Origin of the sequence: Prodigiosinella aquatilis (assembly GCA_030388725.1) — a bacterium.
In the GTDB taxonomy this organism is placed as follows: domain Bacteria; phylum Pseudomonadota; class Gammaproteobacteria; order Enterobacterales; family Enterobacteriaceae; genus Prodigiosinella; species Prodigiosinella aquatilis.
The window spans coordinates 2748498-2768274 of record CP128857.1; the positions used below are offsets into that span (position 1 = coordinate 2748498).

18 protein-coding genes are annotated in these 19777 nt (G+C 43.5%); 9 read left to right on the plus strand and 9 right to left on the minus strand.

Features of this window, described 5'->3' with window-relative positions; genetic code table 11:
- Positions 1-15 precede the first annotated feature (15 nt).
- On the minus strand, positions 16-303 hold the full coding sequence (locus PCO85_12745) for a putative quinol monooxygenase (GenBank protein ID WJV52125.1): 288 nt from the start codon (positions 301-303) through the stop codon (positions 16-18).
- Positions 304-484: 181 nt separating this feature from the next.
- Between PCO85_12745 and pyrC the strand changes: the two genes are divergently transcribed.
- The 3 genes from pyrC (at position 485) to bssS (ending at position 2509) form a co-directional block, all read left to right on the plus strand.
- Positions 485-1528, plus strand: a complete 1044-nt coding sequence (gene pyrC, locus PCO85_12750; protein WJV56076.1) for a dihydroorotase — start codon at positions 485-487, stop codon at positions 1526-1528.
- Positions 1529-1654: 126 nt separating this feature from the next.
- A complete protein-coding gene (dinI, locus tag PCO85_12755; GenBank protein ID WJV52126.1) occupies positions 1655-1894 on the plus strand; it encodes a DNA damage-inducible protein I in 240 nt (79 codons plus the stop codon).
- 360 nt (positions 1895-2254) lie between these two features.
- Positions 2255-2509, plus strand: coding sequence for a biofilm formation regulator BssS (gene bssS / locus PCO85_12760; protein WJV52127.1), 255 nt, complete (start codon positions 2255-2257; stop codon positions 2507-2509).
- A 240-nt stretch (positions 2510-2749) separates the two neighbouring features.
- Here the strand turns inward: bssS and PCO85_12765 are convergent, their stop codons facing one another.
- On the minus strand, positions 2750-3799 hold the full coding sequence (locus PCO85_12765; GenBank protein WJV52128.1) for a rhodanese-related sulfurtransferase: 1050 nt from the start codon (positions 3797-3799) through the stop codon (positions 2750-2752).
- Between the two features lie 372 nt (positions 3800-4171).
- On the opposite strand from PCO85_12765, the gene PCO85_12770 reads away from it, so the two are divergent.
- Positions 4172-5092, plus strand: a complete 921-nt coding sequence (locus tag PCO85_12770; protein WJV52129.1) for a Kdo(2)-lipid IV(A) acyltransferase — start codon at positions 4172-4174, stop codon at positions 5090-5092.
- Positions 5093-5237: 145 nt separating this feature from the next.
- Positions 5238-6464 (plus strand): multidrug efflux MFS transporter MdtG, encoded by a 1227-nt coding sequence (gene mdtG, locus PCO85_12775; protein WJV52130.1) that lies wholly within the window; start codon positions 5238-5240, stop codon positions 6462-6464.
- A gap of 108 nt (positions 6465-6572) precedes the next feature.
- Here mdtG and mdoH read toward each other — a convergent pair whose 3' ends face one another.
- From mdoH to PCO85_12800, 5 genes are all read right to left on the minus strand, one after another.
- Positions 6573-9116, minus strand: coding sequence for a glucans biosynthesis glucosyltransferase MdoH (gene mdoH, locus PCO85_12780; protein WJV52131.1), 2544 nt, complete (start codon positions 9114-9116; stop codon positions 6573-6575).
- Positions 9109-10644 (minus strand): glucan biosynthesis protein G, encoded by a 1536-nt coding sequence (locus PCO85_12785; protein ID WJV56077.1) that lies wholly within the window; start codon positions 10642-10644, stop codon positions 9109-9111. The genes mdoH and PCO85_12785 overlap by 8 nt, the downstream gene beginning before the upstream one ends.
- Before the next feature lie 840 nt (positions 10645-11484).
- On the minus strand, positions 11485-13155 hold the full coding sequence (locus tag PCO85_12790) for a methyl-accepting chemotaxis protein (GenBank protein ID WJV52132.1): 1671 nt from the start codon (positions 13153-13155) through the stop codon (positions 11485-11487).
- Between the two features lie 658 nt (positions 13156-13813).
- Positions 13814-14089: a hypothetical protein gene (locus tag PCO85_12795; GenBank protein WJV52133.1), complete on the minus strand. Its 276-nt coding sequence runs from the start codon at positions 14087-14089 to the stop codon at positions 13814-13816.
- 146 nt (positions 14090-14235) lie between these two features.
- On the minus strand, positions 14236-14508 hold the full coding sequence (locus PCO85_12800) for a hypothetical protein (GenBank protein ID WJV52134.1): 273 nt from the start codon (positions 14506-14508) through the stop codon (positions 14236-14238).
- Positions 14509-15190: 682 nt separating this feature from the next.
- On the opposite strand from PCO85_12800, the gene PCO85_12805 reads away from it, so the two are divergent.
- Positions 15191-15376, plus strand: coding sequence for a GhoT/OrtT family toxin (locus PCO85_12805; protein WJV52135.1), 186 nt, complete (start codon positions 15191-15193; stop codon positions 15374-15376).
- Between the two features lie 108 nt (positions 15377-15484).
- On the plus strand, positions 15485-16033 hold the full coding sequence (locus PCO85_12810; GenBank protein ID WJV52136.1) for a DUF523 domain-containing protein: 549 nt from the start codon (positions 15485-15487) through the stop codon (positions 16031-16033).
- On the opposite strand, the gene matP is transcribed toward PCO85_12810, so the two are convergent.
- Positions 16011-16466 carry a macrodomain Ter protein MatP gene (gene matP, locus PCO85_12815; protein ID WJV56078.1) on the minus strand — a complete coding sequence of 152 codons (456 nt, stop codon included), beginning with the start codon at positions 16464-16466 and terminating at the stop codon, positions 16011-16013. The genes PCO85_12810 and matP overlap by 23 nt on opposite strands.
- Positions 16467-16673: 207 nt before the next feature.
- Between matP and PCO85_12820 the strand changes: the two genes are divergently transcribed.
- Both PCO85_12820 and fabA read left to right on the plus strand, forming a co-directional pair.
- Positions 16674-18407, plus strand: a complete 1734-nt coding sequence (locus PCO85_12820) for a Lon protease family protein (protein ID WJV52137.1) — start codon at positions 16674-16676, stop codon at positions 18405-18407.
- A gap of 86 nt (positions 18408-18493) precedes the next feature.
- On the plus strand, positions 18494-19012 hold the full coding sequence (gene fabA, locus PCO85_12825; GenBank protein ID WJV52138.1) for a bifunctional 3-hydroxydecanoyl-ACP dehydratase/trans-2-decenoyl-ACP isomerase: 519 nt from the start codon (positions 18494-18496) through the stop codon (positions 19010-19012).
- Positions 19013-19479: 467 nt separating this feature from the next.
- Here the strand turns inward: fabA and PCO85_12830 are convergent, their stop codons facing one another.
- The gene (locus PCO85_12830; protein ID WJV52139.1) at positions 19480-19638 is read right to left on the minus strand and encodes a hypothetical protein; all 159 of its coding nucleotides are present in this window, start codon (positions 19636-19638) and stop codon (positions 19480-19482) included.
- Between the last annotated feature and the right edge of the window lie 139 nt (positions 19639-19777).

The following is a 19777-nucleotide window of genomic DNA, read 5'->3' on the forward strand; positions in this document are numbered from 1 at the left end:
TCTATGACGGGCTTTTTATACAATAGATTTCAATAAATTGATGTCCATACTTTCAATTCTACCATTTAGCTGTGCAACTAACTGTTGGAAGTGTGGCGTTTTTTCATGTTTATTCAGCATATCCTGACTTTTCCAACGCTCAAAAAACACGAAAGTACCTGGTTTATTGATTTCTTCGTGTAAATCATACTGTAGATTCCCAGCCTCCTGACGACTAGGGTTAACCACCTGTTTTAGCACTGCCGTGACTTCCTGAATGTATTCAGGTTTGGCCTGCACACTGGCAACAATACGAATTTCCATAACTATCCTCTACTATTTACATAAGTATTTGAATGTTTAACCATAAAACGCTAGTACGGAATTAATTTCAACCGTTTATCAACAAACGGATGCATTGATGGGGCTTTCCGCTTATGCTTATTCCCCGCCGTATCAGTTCATTAATTATGATGTTTATTCACTGACCGCCGGAGCGTTATTCATGACCCCCTTGCCAAATGTTCTGAAGATTCGTCGCCCTGACGACTGGCATCTTCACCTACGTGACGATCAGATGCTTAAATCTGTCCTGCCACACACTAGCCGCTTTTTTGCCCGAGCCATCGTTATGCCAAATCTGACGCCTCCCATAACGACAGTTGCAGGTGCCGTCGCTTACAGACAACGCATTCTAGACGCACGCCCAGCAGGGAATAATTTTCAGCCGCTGATGACATGCTATCTGACGGACTCTCTTGATAAGGCAGAACTGGAATCAGGTTACGAACGGGGCGTATTCACTGCCGCCAAACTCTACCCCGCTCATGCGACAACTAATTCCAGCCATGGCGTGACTGACATCAGAACAATTTATCCCGTACTGGAAATGATGCAAAAGTTAGGCATACCACTGCTGGTTCATGGTGAAGTCACTGACCCTGCGGTAGACATATTTGATCGGGAAGCCCGTTTCATTGAGAGGGTCATGGAGCCGTTACGAAAACGATTTCCTGAGTTAAAGGTTGTTTTTGAACACATTACAACACGAGAAGCAGCACAATATGTGCAAGAAGGGGATCACTTTCTGGCTGCCACCATTACCCCTCAACATTTAATGTTTAACCGTAACCACATGTTAGTTGGCGGTATTCACCCCCATCTTTATTGCCTACCGATACTAAAACGCAATGTGCATCAACAGGCACTGCGTGATGCAGTTACTAGCGGTTGCAAAAAATTCTTCCTGGGAACCGACTCAGCTCCCCATGCCCGACATCACAAAGAGTCATCCTGTGGATGTGCCGGAGTTTTTAATGCGCAGGCAGCATTAAGTGCTTATGCTACTGTATTTGAGGAAATGAATGCGCTGGACCAACTAGAAGCCTTCTGTTCACTTAATGGCCCTCATTTTTATGATTTACCGGTAAACGACTCGTTTATTGAACTCCATCGTGAAGCCACTACATTCCCTGAAGAGATTCAAGCTGGTGACAACATATTGATTCCATTCCTTGCTGGCCAGACATTAAACTGGTCTATTCGCTGATCGGCTTTTTTCACCCTGCTCCGACAGGGTGAAACCTCACTTAACCGTAAATAAAAATTTTCATTCAATGTCTTGTCCTTATGCGTTAACAGCTGTATAAATAAACAGTTAACTTTGGAGGATATCATGCGCGTCGAAGTCACTATAGCAAAAACATCAATCCTGCCCATTGGCGCCATTGAAGCGCTAACTCATGAGCTCAGTTTGCGAATTAGTCACTATTACCCGGAAACGGCGGTTAAGGTACGATACGCCGCAGCCAACAATCTGAGTGTTTTGGGCGGGAGTAAGGAAGACAAAGAAAAGATCTCAGAAATTTTACAGGAAACTTGGGAGAGTGCTGACGATTGGTTTATATCTGAATAATGAGAGCCCACATATCATGAATTTGCACAATACGAATGATCGTTTTTCTCCTTCATCATTTGGCTTTTTTCGGCTTAGAGGCGGACTCACCAGTGTAGCTGCACCTTGTTTTTATTGAGATCTGCCTACATTACTATTTGCCAATGAAGCAATAGCTTCCTCATGTTAACGGGTTTTATTGTTTATCACTCTCTGTATCTTGTCTGAATAATTATTGACCGACATCTTTATTTGCAAATTTCCTACAATTAATTTCCATAAATGAATCCAGCAACGATATACTGATATTGCTCACTTGATAAGAGCCGCCTTAAACCTCGTTAGTCACTCACGTTAGTAACTAGTCAATAAGGGGTATTTATGGACAGAAAAAATGAAGTTATTCAAACACATCCACTCGTGGGTTGGGATATCAGTACAGTTGACAGTTATGACGCAATGATGATTCGCTTGCATTATTTATCAAAAGCAGATCAAACACCCGATGAGGCGCAAGTTGATCGCACACTGTGGTTAACAACAGATGTGGCAAGACAGCTTATTTATATTTTAGAAGCCGGTATTGCCAAGATCGAATCGACTGAATTTCAAGCTATTGATTACCTAAAACACTGATATTTTATTTTTATATTTACATCAATTTTCTTTTCAGCACTATAGACACCGCTCTTAATGAGCGGTGTCTTAGCTCACAGAGTCTTTTTTTAATTTCAGGTAAACCTTCTCGTTAATAGGCACATCGACTCATATTATGAGTGCCTTTATTCAAAATTACGCGTTGAGTAAAAGCAAACCATACTGTCTATTTTCCTGAAATCAATTGGTAACTCAGATAAGCAATATTTGTTTATTTACTCATTTCATTCCAGGTTTATGTAGCGTTAAATTCAGTAATTTTTTTGATTTATTGAAAATTTTCATGCCATTTTCCCGGTTACTACGATGGGATCGTTGTTGTTCAAGTGGTAATTTTCGCTCTTCCTGACACGCTGAACTACAGCATCCTTCATATTTTTCCGCACATACAGGACATTGAATAAACAGCACATGACACCCCTCATTACGGCAATTAGTGTGACTGTCACATGGCGTTCCGCATTGGTGACAATGCGCAATGATATGTTCTGAGATACGTTCGCCCATACGTTCATCAAACACAAAGTTCTTGCCAATAAATTTGAGCGGCAGACCTTTGACTTTGGCTTGTCGTGCATACTCAATAATGCCACCTTCGACATGATAAACATTTTTAAAGCCACGATGCAGTAGATATGCGCTAGCCTTCTCACAGCGAATGCCCCCAGTACAATACATGACAATATTTTTTTCACGTGAATCAGTAAGCATATCTACTGCCATCGGAAGCTGTTCCCGAAAGGTATCTGAAGGAATTTCTATCGCATTCTCAAAATGACCAACTTCATATTCATAATGATTACGCATATCAACAAACAGCGTATCGGGATCTTCGGCCATCTGATTAACCTGTTCCGCTTTCAGATAATGTCCGACCAAAGATGAATCAAACGTCGGGTCGTCAATACCGTCAGCCACGATCCTGTCACGAACTTTCATTCGCAAAACCCAAAATGATTTTCCATCGTCATCCAGAGCTATATTGAGTCGAATGTGATCAAGTTCTGAATGGGTGCTGAATAATGTTGTCTTGAAGTCGTCAAAGCGGTTCTGCGGTATGCTGATTTGTGCATTGATGCCTTCCTGAGCAATATAAATCCGACCAAAAACATTAAGTGCAGTGAACGCCATATATAATCGGTCGCGAAAAACCTGTGGGTCATCAATATGAAAATATCGGTAAAAGGAGATGGTCATGCGAGGCTTTGTTTCTGCGAGCATGCGCGCCTTCATCTCCTCATTGGAAACACGGTTATGTAGCACTGGCATGGTGTACTTTCCTGTTTTTAGTGAGATAGAACATCAATGCTATGTTATAGCATTGTTGCTTGAATGTGTGGGCTGGCATGATACCTGATTAGACACTATCTGTCAGGGTAGTAAAATTACTATCCTGATATAAAAATCAAGTTTTCTGCTATATATAAAATGATGTTCTGTTTCATTGATTGCCATCAAAAGTTAAAACAGGCAATAACAGATGTTATTATAATCCTCATGTTATATTTTCGTATAAAAATCAGACTGCAGCATAGTAATCACAGACGCTATCAATGCAGTGGTGATCCACCTGCCGAGTGAGTTCTGATTTATAATTATTAATAACTGGCGCTGTTTGTGCCGATTTTGATACTTGAGACCATGACACAAATCCCTTCATTTAATCGCTCTCTGCTTCACCCCCGTTACTGGCTAACATGGCTAGGCATTGGTGTTCTCTATCTGATCGTGCTGCTTCCCTATCCAATTATTTATCATATTGGTACTACATTAGGGCGTCTGGCAATGCGCTTTCTGAAGCGACGCGTAGAAATTACCCACCGCAATCTTGAACTTTGTTTTCCTGATATGTCTCTGGAAGAACGTAACGTCATGGTGAAAAAAAACTTTGAGTCTGTAGGAATGGGGATAATGGAAACCGGTATAGCCTGGTTTTGGCCAGACTGGCGAATCAACCGTTGGGTTACCGTCATCGGAATAGAGCACATGTTGCCATTGCGACAGGAAAAGCGAGGTATTCTGCTGATTGGCCTGCACTTCCTTACGTTGGAATTGGGTGCACGTATCTTTGGAATGCAAAACGCCGGCATCGGTGTTTATCGACCCAATGACAATAAATTGCTCGACTGGTTACAAACCTGGGGAAGAATGCGCTCCAACAAATCCATGTTAGATCGCAAAGATCTGAAAGGCATGATTCGAGCGCTCAAACAGGGTGAAATTATATGGTATGCACCAGATCATGATTATGGCCCACGTAGTAGCGTCTTTGTTCCTCTGTTTGCGGTAGATAAAGCGGCCACAACCGTAGGGAGTTACATGCTGGCCCGTGCAGCCAAACCGGCGGTTGTCCCATTTGTCCCCCGCCGACTGCCTAATGCCAACGGATATGAATTAATTATTCAGCCAGCAGAAACGGATATACCGCTTGAAAATGAAGAAACCACCGTTGCCTGGATGAATAGTCTCATTGAGCAAAATATCTTGCTGGCACCTGATCAATATATGTGGCTACATCGCCGCTTTAAGACACGCCCCGAAGGGGAGCCGTCCCTTTATTAAGTTGGAAAACTCACTGAGAATACCCTTTATGCCATGTAATATTCGATTTACTGGCATAAGACCAGAGGCACATACTGTTAGTTAAGTTTCAGCAACATTGCCTCTATCACCGGTTCGGGATATGCATCATTTGTATTAGGAATTTATGACCTCTGAAACAGAACCGATTGATTGGAAACGCAATCTGTATGTTACTTGGCTAGGCTGTTTCTTTACCGGCGCGGCATTCAGTCTAGTCATGCCTTTCCTACCACTCTATGTGGAACAACTTGGCATCACGGGTCATGAAGCCTTGAATCTGTGGTCAGGCCTGGTCTTTAGTATTACCTTCCTTTTTTCTGCTATCGCGTCACCATTCTGGGGAAGACTCGCCGACCGTAAAGGGCGAAAGCTGATGCTATTACGTTCTGCGCTTGGCATGGCTATAGTCATGGTATTAATGGGTCTCGCACAAAATATTTGGCAATTTTTATTTCTGCGTGCTGCCTTAGGTATGCTGGGAGGTTTTGTTCCTAATGCTAATGCACTCATCGCCACACAAGTACCACGCCACCGAAGTGGATGGGCCTTGGGGACACTGTCAACCGGCACCGTCAGCGGTGCATTGATAGGTCCACTGATCGGTGGTTATCTTGCTGATATATATGGACTCAAACCTGTATTTTTCATTACAGCATCTGTGCTCTTTCTATGTTTTGTGATTACACTTTTCAATGTTCGTGAGCACTTTGCGCCGGTAGACAAGAAACACATGTTGAATGGAAGACAAGTGATGACTTCACTTAAAAATCCAAAGCTTATTCTCAGCTTATTTGTTACAACGATGATTATTCAGATCGCTACCGGTTCTGTCGCCCCGATTCTTACTTTATATGTAAGGGATCTGGCTGGACAAACTCAAAATCTGGCCTTCATTAGCGGTATGATAGCGGCGATTCCTGGAATTTCCGCGTTAATCAGTGCTCCCAGACTAGGCAAACTCGGTGACAAAGTCGGCCCCGAACGTATTCTGACCGCCATGCTGGCAATATCAGTGATTTTATTAATACCTATGGCGTTAGTTCAATCTCCATGGCAGCTTGCTGTCTTGCGTTTTTTATTGGGGGCGGCTGATGGCGCATTACTGCCTGCGGTACAAACCTTATTGATCTATCATTCGTCCAATCAGGTCGCTGGTAGAATTTTCAGTTATAATCAATCGTTCCGGGATGCCGGAAATGTAACCGGCCCATTATTGGGTGCCACGGTGTCTGCTAATTATGGTTTCAGGGCAGTATTTATTGCGACGGCTTGTGTGGTACTACTCAATACAGTTTATTCGTGGTGGAGCTTGCAGCGTAAACCCACTCGGATAGAACTACCGGGTGATTAGATGATTGTTCATCCTCACTCAGGATAGATTTAAACGCCTTCTTTATTCTTTCAAATAAAAAAACGACAACTTATGTTGTCGCTTTTCAGATAGCTAGATATAAAAAGATTAATTTTTAATCACCGGCACAGGTAAACTTCGATAGTAATTGCTCCAGGCGGCATAATGCTCTGGTTGCTGCCAGACACGATAGTGCAAACGGGACAATGTAACCGGATCACTGATTAATGCTAATCGTTGGTTATTATCAATCTGTTGTGGCTTTTGAGCCAATGCATCGGCTACACGCTGTTCACGTATATTTTCAATCGGCTGACTGAACCGATGCCGAGCAGTTGCCATAGCACTAGACAATGCATTAATCGACGGATCGAACACCGCATGCATAAATCCGTTGTCCAATTTACCATCACGATTTAGACGAAAATATTTATCCGTCGCTACCAGCTCACACGGCGGATCATACTCTTCGGGGATCAATAATAAACCTGAACGCTTGCAGCTCAGTCCCAGATTCGCACGGCTAGAAAGCACAGACACCCACGGAGACAAGATCAAAGAAAAAACAATAGGTGACAGCCACCAGAGGAAGCGTAGATCCAGCCAAGCCATACCAATCGCCCATACCAGCCCAATGATTAGCTGGGAGCCATGACGAACAAATGCCTCACTCCAGGGAGTGGCATCATCATCACGCTGAGGTGATTTCCACTGTACAGACCAACCAAGAAATGCACTGATAACAAAAACGGTATGGAACAACATCCGAACTGGTGCCAATAATACGGAAAACAGCATTTCTACCAATAGCGAAATAAACACCCGGAATATGCCACCATAAGCCTTTGCCCCTTTTGCGCACACCAACATCACACTCAGCAACTTGGGTAAGAACAGCAAAACCAACGTGGTTGAAAACAAGGCAATTGCTAGCTCTGGACGCCACTGAGGCCAAACTGGGAACAATTGCCTCGGTTGCAGGAAGTACTGTGGCTCCATCAAAGTATGTACTACCTGTAAAGCAGTCGACAATACCAAAAACATAAACCACAGTGGTGCTGACAGATAAGACATTACGCCAGTCAGGAATACCGCACGATGCACAGGATGCATTCCCTTCACCAAAAACAAGCGGAAATTCATTAAATTACCGTGACACCAACGTCGGTCACGTTTTAGTTCATCCAATAAATTAGGTGGTAACTCCTCGTAACTGCCAGGCAGATCATAAGCGATCCATACCCCCCAGCCAGCCCGACGCATCAACGCCGCTTCAACAAAATCATGAGAAAGTATAGAACCGGCAAAAGAACCCTCCCCAGGCAAAGGAGCCAATGCACAATGCTCAATGAAAGGTTTCAGGCGGATAATGGCATTGTGACCCCAATAATGAGACTCACCCAACTGCCAGAAATGCAGACCGGCGGTAAACAACGGTCCATAAACCCGGGTGGCAAACTGCTGGCAACGAGCATAAAGGGTATCCATACCGGACGCTCTTGGTGAGGACTGAATAATACCAGCGTTAGGATTAGCCTCCATCAAACGGACAAGCGACGTCAAACATTCGCCACTCATCACACTGTCTGCATCCAGTACCACTATGTAGCTGTACTGCGTTCCCCAACGACGGCAGAAATCATCAATATTGCCACTCTTGCGTTTAACACGTCGATGGCGGCGACGATAGAAAATACGCCCGGCCCCTCCAACTTTCTGGCACAAATCCATCCAGGCTTTTTGCTCTGCAATACAGATATCTGCATCATTGCTATCACTCAGGACATAGATATCAAAATAGTCGAGCTGCCCGGTTGCTTCCACTGACTCATAAGTCGCACGCAGACCAGCAAAAACACGGTCCACATCTTCATTACAAATCGGCATGATCAGTGCAGTACGATGTTCGGGATTCAAAGGCTCATTGCCAACAATAGTCGAAGAAATACTGTACTTATCCTTCCCAATAAGTAGTTGCAAAAATCCCATCAGCGCTGTCCAGAATCCGGCAGAAACCCAACAGAACAAGATTGCAAACAGAATCAAAATCCCGCTCTGCAGCATATAAGGAAGGAGTTGTACTACTATCTGAAACCACCCCTGATGTATCATTTCAGAGGGGTCAATAAGTGCCCACCCTTGATAAGGTAGAATCGTTTTCATATACCAAGTGGCAATGGCTGTCTGAAATAAAGTTAATATCAACAGAATATAGCGACGAATAGTTCCAACCATACGCCATCTGCTTTCATACACTGTCTCCTCTGAGTGATGGCGGGGTGGTTTGGCTCGACCAAGCAAACCATCCCACCAGCGTACCAACGGGTTGGTTTGCCATGCATCAGGAAACATCGACGTACGAGTAATCACTGGCATCGCCTGTAACGCCGTACGGCCTTCTTTGTCTTTGCTTATCTGTTTACCTTCGTTTAACCCGTCAGGCCAGGCAATTTCAAGGCGTGCCTGCACTGATGCAAGAGCGACATCATCGCCTGAAAAGGTATTGACGGCCGTCCTATCAGACAATGCCTGATGGATCGCCGACTGGTCTTGGATATCTGCCCGCGATAATCTTTCACGCAGGACACCCGCTTGCTCAGCAGACAAAGGGAGTTTATCGATATAATCGAAGGAAGAAGTTGACTTATTCATTAGCAGGCAACTGATAGCTCCAGGTTTCAGTTAATGTCTTATCACCATTAACTAATGCTGCTCTCATTTCTGTTGGCTGTTTATTGTCCTTGACGCGTAAACGTAGTGTCAAACGCCAACCATGAGTGACCGGATTATAACGTACACTGTCTTCTACAATTTCACCGTTAGCGCCGATACTCACTTGTGGAGTAACGGGAGTAGCCGGGTCCATTTTTGCCATTTCCGGTCCGACAAAATCCACCAGGAAAGCAGTGGTTCCATCTGGTTGACGAATCAGGTTAGACTGTTTTACATCACCGGTTGAGCGCATCGTTCGCTTAACGTAGGCAATACCAGGGGTATGCAGTTGGTCTTCATCGCTGGTAAAGCGCAAACGGTATTTCATATCCAGTGGCTTGCCTTTTTCCGGCAATACATCGGGTGTCCAAAACGCGACGATATTATCATTAGTCTCATCAGACGTCGGTATTTCTACCAATTCAACCTTACCCTTACCCCAATCTCCTAAAGGCTCAACCCAACCACTCGGACGCAGATCATAACGATCGTCAAGATCTTCGTAAGACGAGAAATTACGACCACGTTGCAACAGGCCAAAACCTTTCGGACTTTCTATAGTATAGGTACTAACAGCAAGATGTTTCGGGTTATTCAATGGGCGCCAAATCCACTCACCATTGCCCGCGTGAATAGATAAACCGTCTGAATCGTGCAGCTCTGGACGATAATTCAACGTTGGCGAAGGTTGATTCGCACCAAAGAGATACATGCTGGTAAGCGGAGCAATACCTAGCTTACCCACCTTATCTCGCAGATAAATTCGCGCTTCCACATTTACAACAGTGTCACGTCCCGGATATACAACGAAACGATAAGCCCCTGTAGAGCGTGGCGAATCTAACAACGCATAAATGACTAAATGGTTGTCATTCGGTTTTGGACGCTCAATCCAGAACTCACGAAAACGAGGAAATTCTTCACCAGAAGGCAGTGCAGTATCAATTGCCAGACCACGTGCAGACAGACCATACACCTGACCTTTACCGACGACCCGGAAATAGCTTGCTCCGAGCATGCTAACAATTTCATCGTACTTATCAGCCTTGTTAATAGGATAAAGTACTTTGAATCCGGCAAAACCCAGATTTTTCACTGTTTCAGGATCATGATTTACAGAACCGAAATCAAAATAGTCTGGGGAATATTTGATCTCGTTTACACTAGTAGCCGTAACCTCGTTGATCTTAACAGGCAGGTCGAAATACATCCCCTGATGATAGAATTGCAGTTTGAACGGTGTTTTGGCTGCATTCCAGTATGATTTATCTTGCTTGAAACGAATTTGCTGATAGTCAGCAAATTTCATATCATGAAATTGTGTAGGAAGATTACTTTTCGGCGCTTCAAAACCTTTTGCGGCCAGTTTCTCAGCCTGCTGGGCAACATCATCAATAGAAAATGCCCAGACGGGTAAAGAAGTCAAAGACAACATAACCACTGCTGAAAGCCAGCGAAGGTTTGCCACTCGCTGTTTAACCCTAAAATTATTAACCAGCACATCTCCCCCTGTATCTGTGCTTAAATCAACTAAAATCCATATTAATGGATAAGTTAGCCTTCCGACAACTTCATAAAGACACGGTCTATCATAATAGGTCAGTGTTTAGACAACAGACATCTTTATAAGACAATAAACGGCTTTTTTATAGCAAAACACCGATCGACCTATTGCACCGGCAAGAAATCATTTAGGTCTTCAATAATTCCAGTGCATTGTCACCTCAATACCCAGTCCGGTTATTGCTCTATGCATGGCTATTACCATAACGGATACTAACTAGGATATTCCTAAGAATAGTCCTTTGACACAGAAAGAAGCTGATTGTCCTCTTCCACACTACAGGTAGCAAGTGCTTCCCTCTAATCACTCGAATAGACATGTTTTTTTGAAAAATTCACCACGGAATTTCACATCAAATCACAGAGGGAGAACATTCCCATAACCTCACTATCATGATTCAGGTAATGTTCATTGTCTCCTGATAAGTTAAGTATGTCTTCAATTATACCGGCAACATTTTCCGGCCTGGCTGGATTATATTCATCGGGGCTCAATAGACTGGTAGAATATACACCTGTCGTTTTCTTCCCAGATAGCTTCGCATCCGAAGCGCAAGAAAGCAGTTCATCAGTCGCCGATTATCAAGAGAAGTAATCTATGGTGTTGGCATGCATGGAATCAGGTTAATCTGTCCTCAATGGGCAGGGTCGAATGTTTCACAGCTGTGGTCAATTCCAGAATGGAAACGCACAAACCGTCATGGCGACCACGACGGTTTTCAGCGTAAAAATCATGTTAGTGATATCAGAACGTTGCCCAATCGGCCATATCCTCTGTAATCTTCTTTCCTTTTACATCGGGTAAATCCGTAACTAATGCCGATTGGTTATTTTCCGAGACATATTTGCTTTCACCATACTGCACATGAAATGTGCCGAGTTTGAAAACACTGACCATTCTAGTCAGATTCTGCGCTTGATCCTGTAATGAACGAGCAGCAGCGGCAGATTCTTCAACTAGTGCCGCATTCTGTTGGGTTGTGGTATCAATCTGTCCAACCGCCAGATTAATTTGATTAATACCATCACTCTGTTCATGACTTGCCTGGGCAATCTCATTGATTATGCCGTTCACATTTTGGACATTCTGAATCACTGACCCCATAGTTAATTCCGTGTTTTCAACTAGAGACATGCCATCCAGAACTTTTTCCACTGAGTCGTCGATGAGTTCTTTAATTTCTTTTGCTGCTGTTGCACTACGCTGCGCCAACGCACGAACCTCACTGGCCACTACGGCAAAACCTCTGCCCTGCTCACCCGCCCTTGCCGCTTCAACTGCAGCATTCAACGCCAAAATATTGGTCTGGAAGGCGATGCTGTCAATAACACCGATGATTTCTGCCATCCGTTGAGATGAATCTTTAATCTCATGCATCTCCCGCGTCACACTTACCATCATCTCACCACTTTTCTCCACGGTTTCAGAAGCCTCACTAGCAAGCGATGTTGCATGTGACGTATTGTCAGCGGTATTTTTAATAGTCGAGGTCAGTTGCTCGATAGATGCTGCAGTTTCCTCCAGAGAACTAGCCTGCTCTTCCGTTCTGGCAGAAAGATCCTGGTTACCGGCAGCGATTTGTGAAGCTGCAGTGGAAATCATTTCAGCCCCATCTCGAACCTGACTGACAATCTGACGCAGACTCGCATTCATATTGTTGAGTGCCCGCAACAACATACCTGTTTCATCCTTACGCTCAGTTTTTATTTCAGAAGAAAGATCTCCTTTCGCCACTTTTTCAGCAATCAACAATGCTTCCTGTAATGGATGAGTAACACTACGAGTCATCAACCACGCAATGAGTACACCGACAACAACACTGCTTAGAAATACCGAAATCAGCAATAAACGAGCTTCAAAATAACTTTTTTTCACCTCATTTTTTGCCTCAACCATTTGGTCATCTTGATAGTCAACAAACTCTGAAACCTTATTTTTATATTTACTTTGAATCGTTAGTGCGACATTCAACAACTCCGAAACTGCTTCATCTTTATGGCCACGCTTTACCAACGCCATGATTTTATCGCCAGAGATCATATATTCTTTGCGAATTCTCTGAATTTCATTAAGCAAATCAACGGATTTTTTGTCGTGAACTGACTTTTCAAGATCACTAAGTACTGTAGTGATAGTGGCAGAGTGCCCCTTGATTTCCTCCAGTTTACGGGTGATATCAGCTTCGGAGTTGAGGAAAAGGATAACCTGTTGTCCCATTAGTGCATTATTCAACTCCTCAATTAATTGATTACCTTTGGCTGTGAGCGGGTAAATTTCTGAAACCGTACTATCCATTTTTTTATTGAAATCGCTCATATTAAATAATGCCACCCCTCCAGCGATCAATAACATGAATATCAAGAAAAAGAACCCAATAGCCAGGCGATAACCTATGCGTAAATTAGAAAAACTCATATAAATCCCCTTTGAACTTCAATCCTATTATTAACAATCCAGTAAAATAAAAATTGCTACTATTATTGAATAATATGCTTATCCAGGATCCTACCTTGTGGATTTAATTTCCTTTAGTAGAAAGATTATCAATGTCATGTAATATTTGAGACTATTATTTTTGAGCTGGCGCAGTAAACATTTCCATAATAGAAAAACAGAATAATTGACAAAAACAGTTTTGTTCACAGAAAATCAAGTCAGGTTGGCAGTCGCCGATGTGATAATTTTTTTGATAAAAATCAAAGAATGGACATATCCAATGCAACTATCTGTTATTTCCCACATAGAAAAAATCATTTTCATCCTCCTTGAATCAATTGCAGTGAGATATCGTAAACGATGTTGTGCCTTCTCTGCAACCAGACCAGATCAGTGTTGCAAAGATAATGCCTGGTATTAATTTTTGTACGGTTTTTACTAGATCAGTAAGTTATCGAAAGAGCACTAACGTTGGTTTGATAGCGGTTACGTATTCTACGTATTAAAATTCTTAAAAGTTAATCGTGTTAATAGTAAAATTTTCATCAAACAAATGTTTTTATGTATCATTTAGATAACGTCCTTGTCTTCTCATCCGTTTATTAAGCTACGAACCACCCGTCACAGGTTTAATCCATTAATCCCCAGAACAGAGAGATGGTGCAATTTCTTCTTGCCAATGTACTTCACATTCCATGCGGGCATTCGGTACAAAATTTGATTTTAGTGGTAAATATGAATTCTCCATTACCCACATCATTATACTATTGTCATGGACAGCTATCGTTTTTTGTACATAGATGATGGCAAAATAACCACCTTTCATCTCATGTTTATAGATTTCATAGCGATGAACCCCAGCTTGACCGGTTGCACCAAACAGTAACGTTTCTTTTAGTGTACCCATGAGCATGTTTATTCCCTGTCAGATAAATCAGCCTATAGGTAGTCTATCGGCACAAAGCGAAGATATTTTATCGACCTTGTTCACATTCTAGGGATTCACAGATTTAGAGCATGCTATATCAGAACGTGATACAGCATGCATTCAGGAAGGCATTACTTTTTTTTGGAGGCGCTTTTAGGCTTTTCTTTCAGCAACTGACGTAATTTTTTAATCTCTTTGGCTGTAAGAGGTAACTCTGCCATTTCTTCGGTATTTTGGTTATCGATAACATCAACATCACTGGAATGGACATCAGTATCAAAACTTTTCAGCAACCGATTGCTTACCTCAGTACTGATCGAAACCTGATTCTCCAGCGCAGCTACTTTAATCTTCTCTTTCAGACTCAAGGGAATCTTTAACGACAAACTTGATATCTCACTCATTTTATTACCTTTATCACAGAGATAAAGACCCAAACTATGCTACTCTCTTTATGATGTCCATAGGAGAACAAAAAATTAATATTTTTGTCATAAATATGACTTAAACACCTACTGTCGCTGCATTATGAACATGTTACACATACTACTGGTTAACGAGTGGATTGGGCATTTCCTGTCTCCACTGTGTGATCTTTTTCCCGGTTACCTCCTTTTTGTAATAAATAGAGGCACTACCCACCTTGTCTATCCCATACACAGCGCTTTTCACAACGACAACCAACCACTGCTGGTGATATTAAACGGACAAGGGAGTTTCCTGAATAGGCTGAGATTGATGACCAAATAACTTTTTCTTTGACATGCCCATCAGAAACAATGATGCCGTTAGCGTTAACATTATTCAGCAACAATAGTCAGACACTGATGAATAAAGCAACAAACAGTGATGCCATAATCTATCCTTAATATTGATAGCATATGCAAATCTTTATAGGGGTCCACTTACATGGGAAAGTATATTCACACAAAGCAGATGCTGGCTTATCCAGACTAGACTTATCACTATGGTTTGCTAACCATCCTGACGACGTGTTTGGAACAGTCGGGAATGACAAGTTAACTTATTGATAATTAAATACTAATATTTTATAATAATTGTACTCTATATACTAAGGAAAGAAATGTGTTGCATCATAACCTATGGGAAATCATGGAATATGTTTATTTCATTGGCCTTGTGGTTTCAATGTTATTTACCTTTCTAATGAGTCGTGATAATTCCTTGTTTATCCGTTTCCTGGCAGCGTTGATAATAGGCCTGACATGGCCATTAAGTTTTCCTGTGGTGTTGGTTTTTTCATTTTTTTAATTATTATTAGTTAATAAATTAACTAATATTTCCTTGTATAATGCATGACTTGCCACAATCGTCGTATCATGCCATCGTCCTCATGTGATTAATGATTAAAGGCTTCAGATGAGCAAAATCCTGATTAGCGCCTGCCTGGCAGGATTTCCGGTCCGTTATAATGGGTCTGATAAAAAAATGGTGTCGGAATACCTGGATATCTGGCGCAAAGAAAACCGGCTGGTTACTTTTTGCCCAGAGCTGGCAGCAGGATTCCCCACACCTCGACCTTCAGCAGAAATTATTCCCTCCTTATCAGGACGAGCTGTTATTACACAGGGTGCTCGAGTAATCGAACCCTCTGGTGAGGATGTCACAGAAAAGTACATTCTCGGTGCCTGGTTGACACTGAAAATGGCCAAAGAGCATGGTTGTCGTTTCGCATTGCTGACAGAGGGGAGTCCTTCTTGCGGAAGCCAGAGAGTATACAACGGCCAATTTAATGGGCAGACAATGGCTGGTTATGGCGTAGTAGCCGAGCTTCTTCTGATTCATGGTATTGAGGTGTTTGCAGAGCATAATATAAGCGCATTAGTACAACGAGTGTCAGAGGATGATCAGCAAAACCAGGAAGGTGTGAGAGAAAGGAGCCGCATCACGCCTTATTATTCAGAATAGCCTGCAAATCTTGTTTGAGTAGCGACATCTGACTGGCATATTTCTCCTTATGTTCAGCATCCTCAATCAATTGCACAATGGTTTCAGAAAGTGTACAGCCACGCCGATGCGCCAGTCCCGCCAAACGCTGCCAGACCAGATATTCCAGATCGATAGATTTTTTGCGCGTGTTCTGATGTTCGGCATTAAAATGGCGTTTGCGCCGGGCACGAATGGTTTGTTTCATCCGGTTTGCCAATGCCGGGTTCATGTCTTGTTCAATCCACTGCAACACTTTTATTGGTTGACTCTCCATGTTCAATAATGCATTCACTGCTTCTTCCGCAGCACTCTGCTCCAAAAAACGTGTTATTGGCTCACCTTCACGGTGTTTCTTCACCAGATATTTCCATTTCCAACCACACTCAAGATTTTCTAATTGCTGATATTTCATCATAAATTCTTCAGTGACCGTGTAACGTAACCCATTGTTCTTTCATTGTTGCCTGAGTTTCCTTTTCAAGCAACTTTTTGCTGATTATTTTTCACACGATATCATCACAACGTGAATCAACTGATGAATCGTTCAACTCTGCTCATGTGCAGCTGGCATTATTCTTGTATAATTGCGGTTTTCCTTCAGACGGTTATATTAGACACTTTGACCAGCAATCAACTCGAATGGCAGCATCTACTGCCCGACTATACGCCATATCAGACGTTATTTTCCCAGGCTGCACAGCTCGCTCCCGCTGAATTTTCAGCGATTCAGGCTCGTCTCGCTGATGCGTTGAATATTTTTTGTCATCCGCGCTCACCTTCCCACTTTATGCTGCTGAAGGCACAGGAGAACAACGCCTATCTGGCGCTGATTGCCAATGCGGTTAACACACTGGTCCCGTCCAGTGATGAATTATATGGTAGCGTGTATCAGATAGAGAAACATCAGATCAGCGTCCAGCCAGCACAACGTCAAGATGACAACTTTGCGGCCACCATTCATTGTGGGTATCGGGAATGGATTGAACCAGAGCAGTTATTCGGCTGCGTCCGCTGTTTCCAGGATGAGATCTCACTCCAGCCGGGACTGATTCATCAGGTTAATGGCGGAACGCTGATTCTTTCTGCCAGGACGTTACTAGCACAACCACTGATGTGGCTTCGATTAAAGCAGATCGTTCTTGACGGTCAATATTACTGGCTTTCTCCTGATGAACGCCGACCTTTGCCGGTAAACATTCCTCCGATGCCCATCAATATACGTGTCATTATCCTGGGTGATCGAGAAAGTCTGGGTGATATTCATGATATGGAACCCGAGCTGGGCGAACTGGCCATCTACGGTGAATTCGAATCACAATTGCAGTTGATTGAACCCGAAGATATGGTGCACTGGTGTTCCTATATCAATGCATTGTGCCTGGAAAATCAGCTACCGCTGCTGGCTGCCGATGCCTGGAATGAACTGTTTACGCTGGCGGTACGTTATAGTGGCGATCAAGGCTGCCTACCGCTTTGTCCGCAATGGTTGACACATCAGCTACAGTATTCAGCGCTGTATGCGCAACAACAGAAAGAAATTACCGCACAAGCTATTATTGATGCAGTAACGGCACGGCGCTGGCGTGAAGGTTACCTATGTGAACGCATGCAAGATGAGATCGAGCTTGGTCAAATTCTGATTGAAACCGAAGGCTATGTGATAGGTCAGATTAATGGTCTATCGGTGCTGGAATACCCCGGTTATCCGATAATGTTTGGAGAACCGACACGTATCAGTTGTGTGGTACATCCCGGTGACGGTGAATTTACCGATGTTGAGCGTAAAGCAGAACTTGGCGGAAATCTTCATGCCAAAGGTATGATGATTATGCAAGCTTTCTTAATTTCAGAACTGGAGCTGGAACAACAGTTACCTTTCTCCGCATCAATTGTGTTTGAACAATCTTATGGTGAGGTTGACGGTGACAGTGCGTCTCTAGCGGAGTTCAGCACATTAATCAGTGCACTGGCTTTGCAACCTATCAATCAACAGCTTGCCGCCACAGGATCAGTTGATCAATTTGGTCACGTTCAGCCTATTGGTGGTGTGAACGAAAAGATCGAAGGTTTTTTTGAAGTGTGTCAGCGGCGTGGCCTGACGGGTCATCAAGGCGTAATTCTGCCAGCGGCCAATCAGCGTCATCTCTGCTTGCACCCTGACGTTGTTGAAGCGGTACGGACAGGACAATTCCATCTCTACCCGGTTGAAACCGTCGCAGAGGCTCTACCGTTGTTGACTAATGTTGCCTATGATGATGAGCAGCAACCTAACTTGCTTTCTATTATCCGTGAGCGCATTGCTCTGGTACAACCACAGGAACGACGGAGGTTCCCCTGGTTTTTTGCCAAATAACTGGTTTAACCAGCACTAACAATACTTGCTCAGCGTACATCTGTACGCTAACCTGCGTGCTTCACAAAAACAGGGCTTAAAGAAACATGGTAGATAAACGCGCATCCTATTCAAACGAAGATCTCATTCTCAGTGGTCTCGGTGAATTGTTCGGTCCACAGGGACCTCAGCTGCCTGCCGGTAATATGCTCATGATGGATCGTGTCATTACAATGACTGAAGATGGCGGTCGACATGGAAAAGGCTATGTAGAAGCAGAGCTGGATATCAAACCGGATTTGTGGTTTTTCGGCTGCCATTTTATTGGTGACCCCGTCATGCCAGGCTGTCTCGGTCTAGATGCCATGTGGCAGTTGGTCGGATTCTACCTCGGCTGGCTAGGCGGTGAAGGCAAAGGTCGGGCACTAGGCGTAGGTGAAGTAAAATTCGCCGGCCAGATACTGCCAAGCGCCAAAAAAGTGACTTACGGTATACATTTCAAACGCGTTATCAATCGTAAACTAATCATGGGGATTGCTGACGGCGAAGTGCTGGTAGATGGCCGTGTCATCTATACCGCCAGCGATCTGAAAGTTGGTCTGTTTAAAGACACCAGCAACTTCTAAGCGAATTCTCGGGCAAGCATATCGCTTTCGCCCGGGATCAATCGCCACAATAACAAAGCTGGAGCACAGTATCGGTATATCACGGAGAATAGAGCTCGAAAATAATACGTCGTCAGGGATATCAATCCCCCCGCCACATGCTGTTATCGATATGAAATCAGCATAGATTACCTGTCTCTCCAGATAACGTCATGCTTGAAAAGCAGATTTGATCCACACACCTATTCAGCTTCCAGCCAACTGCTGATCAATATAATCATCGGTAATGAGTAATGCCTCTTCATGGTTAAACTCATCGCCAGCCAATGCACTGCACAATCATCAACCATCAATCAAACCCGCCATTCCTGTCGCTACCATCCGGGGACGTTTACGGGATAATCCCCCGTCGGAACGCAACACACAAGTGGGAATAGCGTCAGCGACTGTTGACTCGCTGTAGCCGTTTTAGCGCCGGAGAGTGCATACTATTGGCCCAGAATGCCAGCCAGGTTTTCATGGCGGCACTGTTGATTTGCGTTTCGCCACAATAGCCTATAACCACTGCCGTGGTGTTTGCAACGGCACTTGTTGTGATCGGGACGAGACTTAATGGCTTGCGCCAGTTGACGGATCAAATGACGCATAGTCGCTTCCCTCGGGTTAAACGATCCAACGAATTGCGATAGTGATCATAGAGTCGTGTGATCTTGAAGCGGATGGTTTGCGCTTTCTTTTTCTCACGGTATACTGCCAGTGGTTAATTGAAATAGTGTTTTAAAAAAT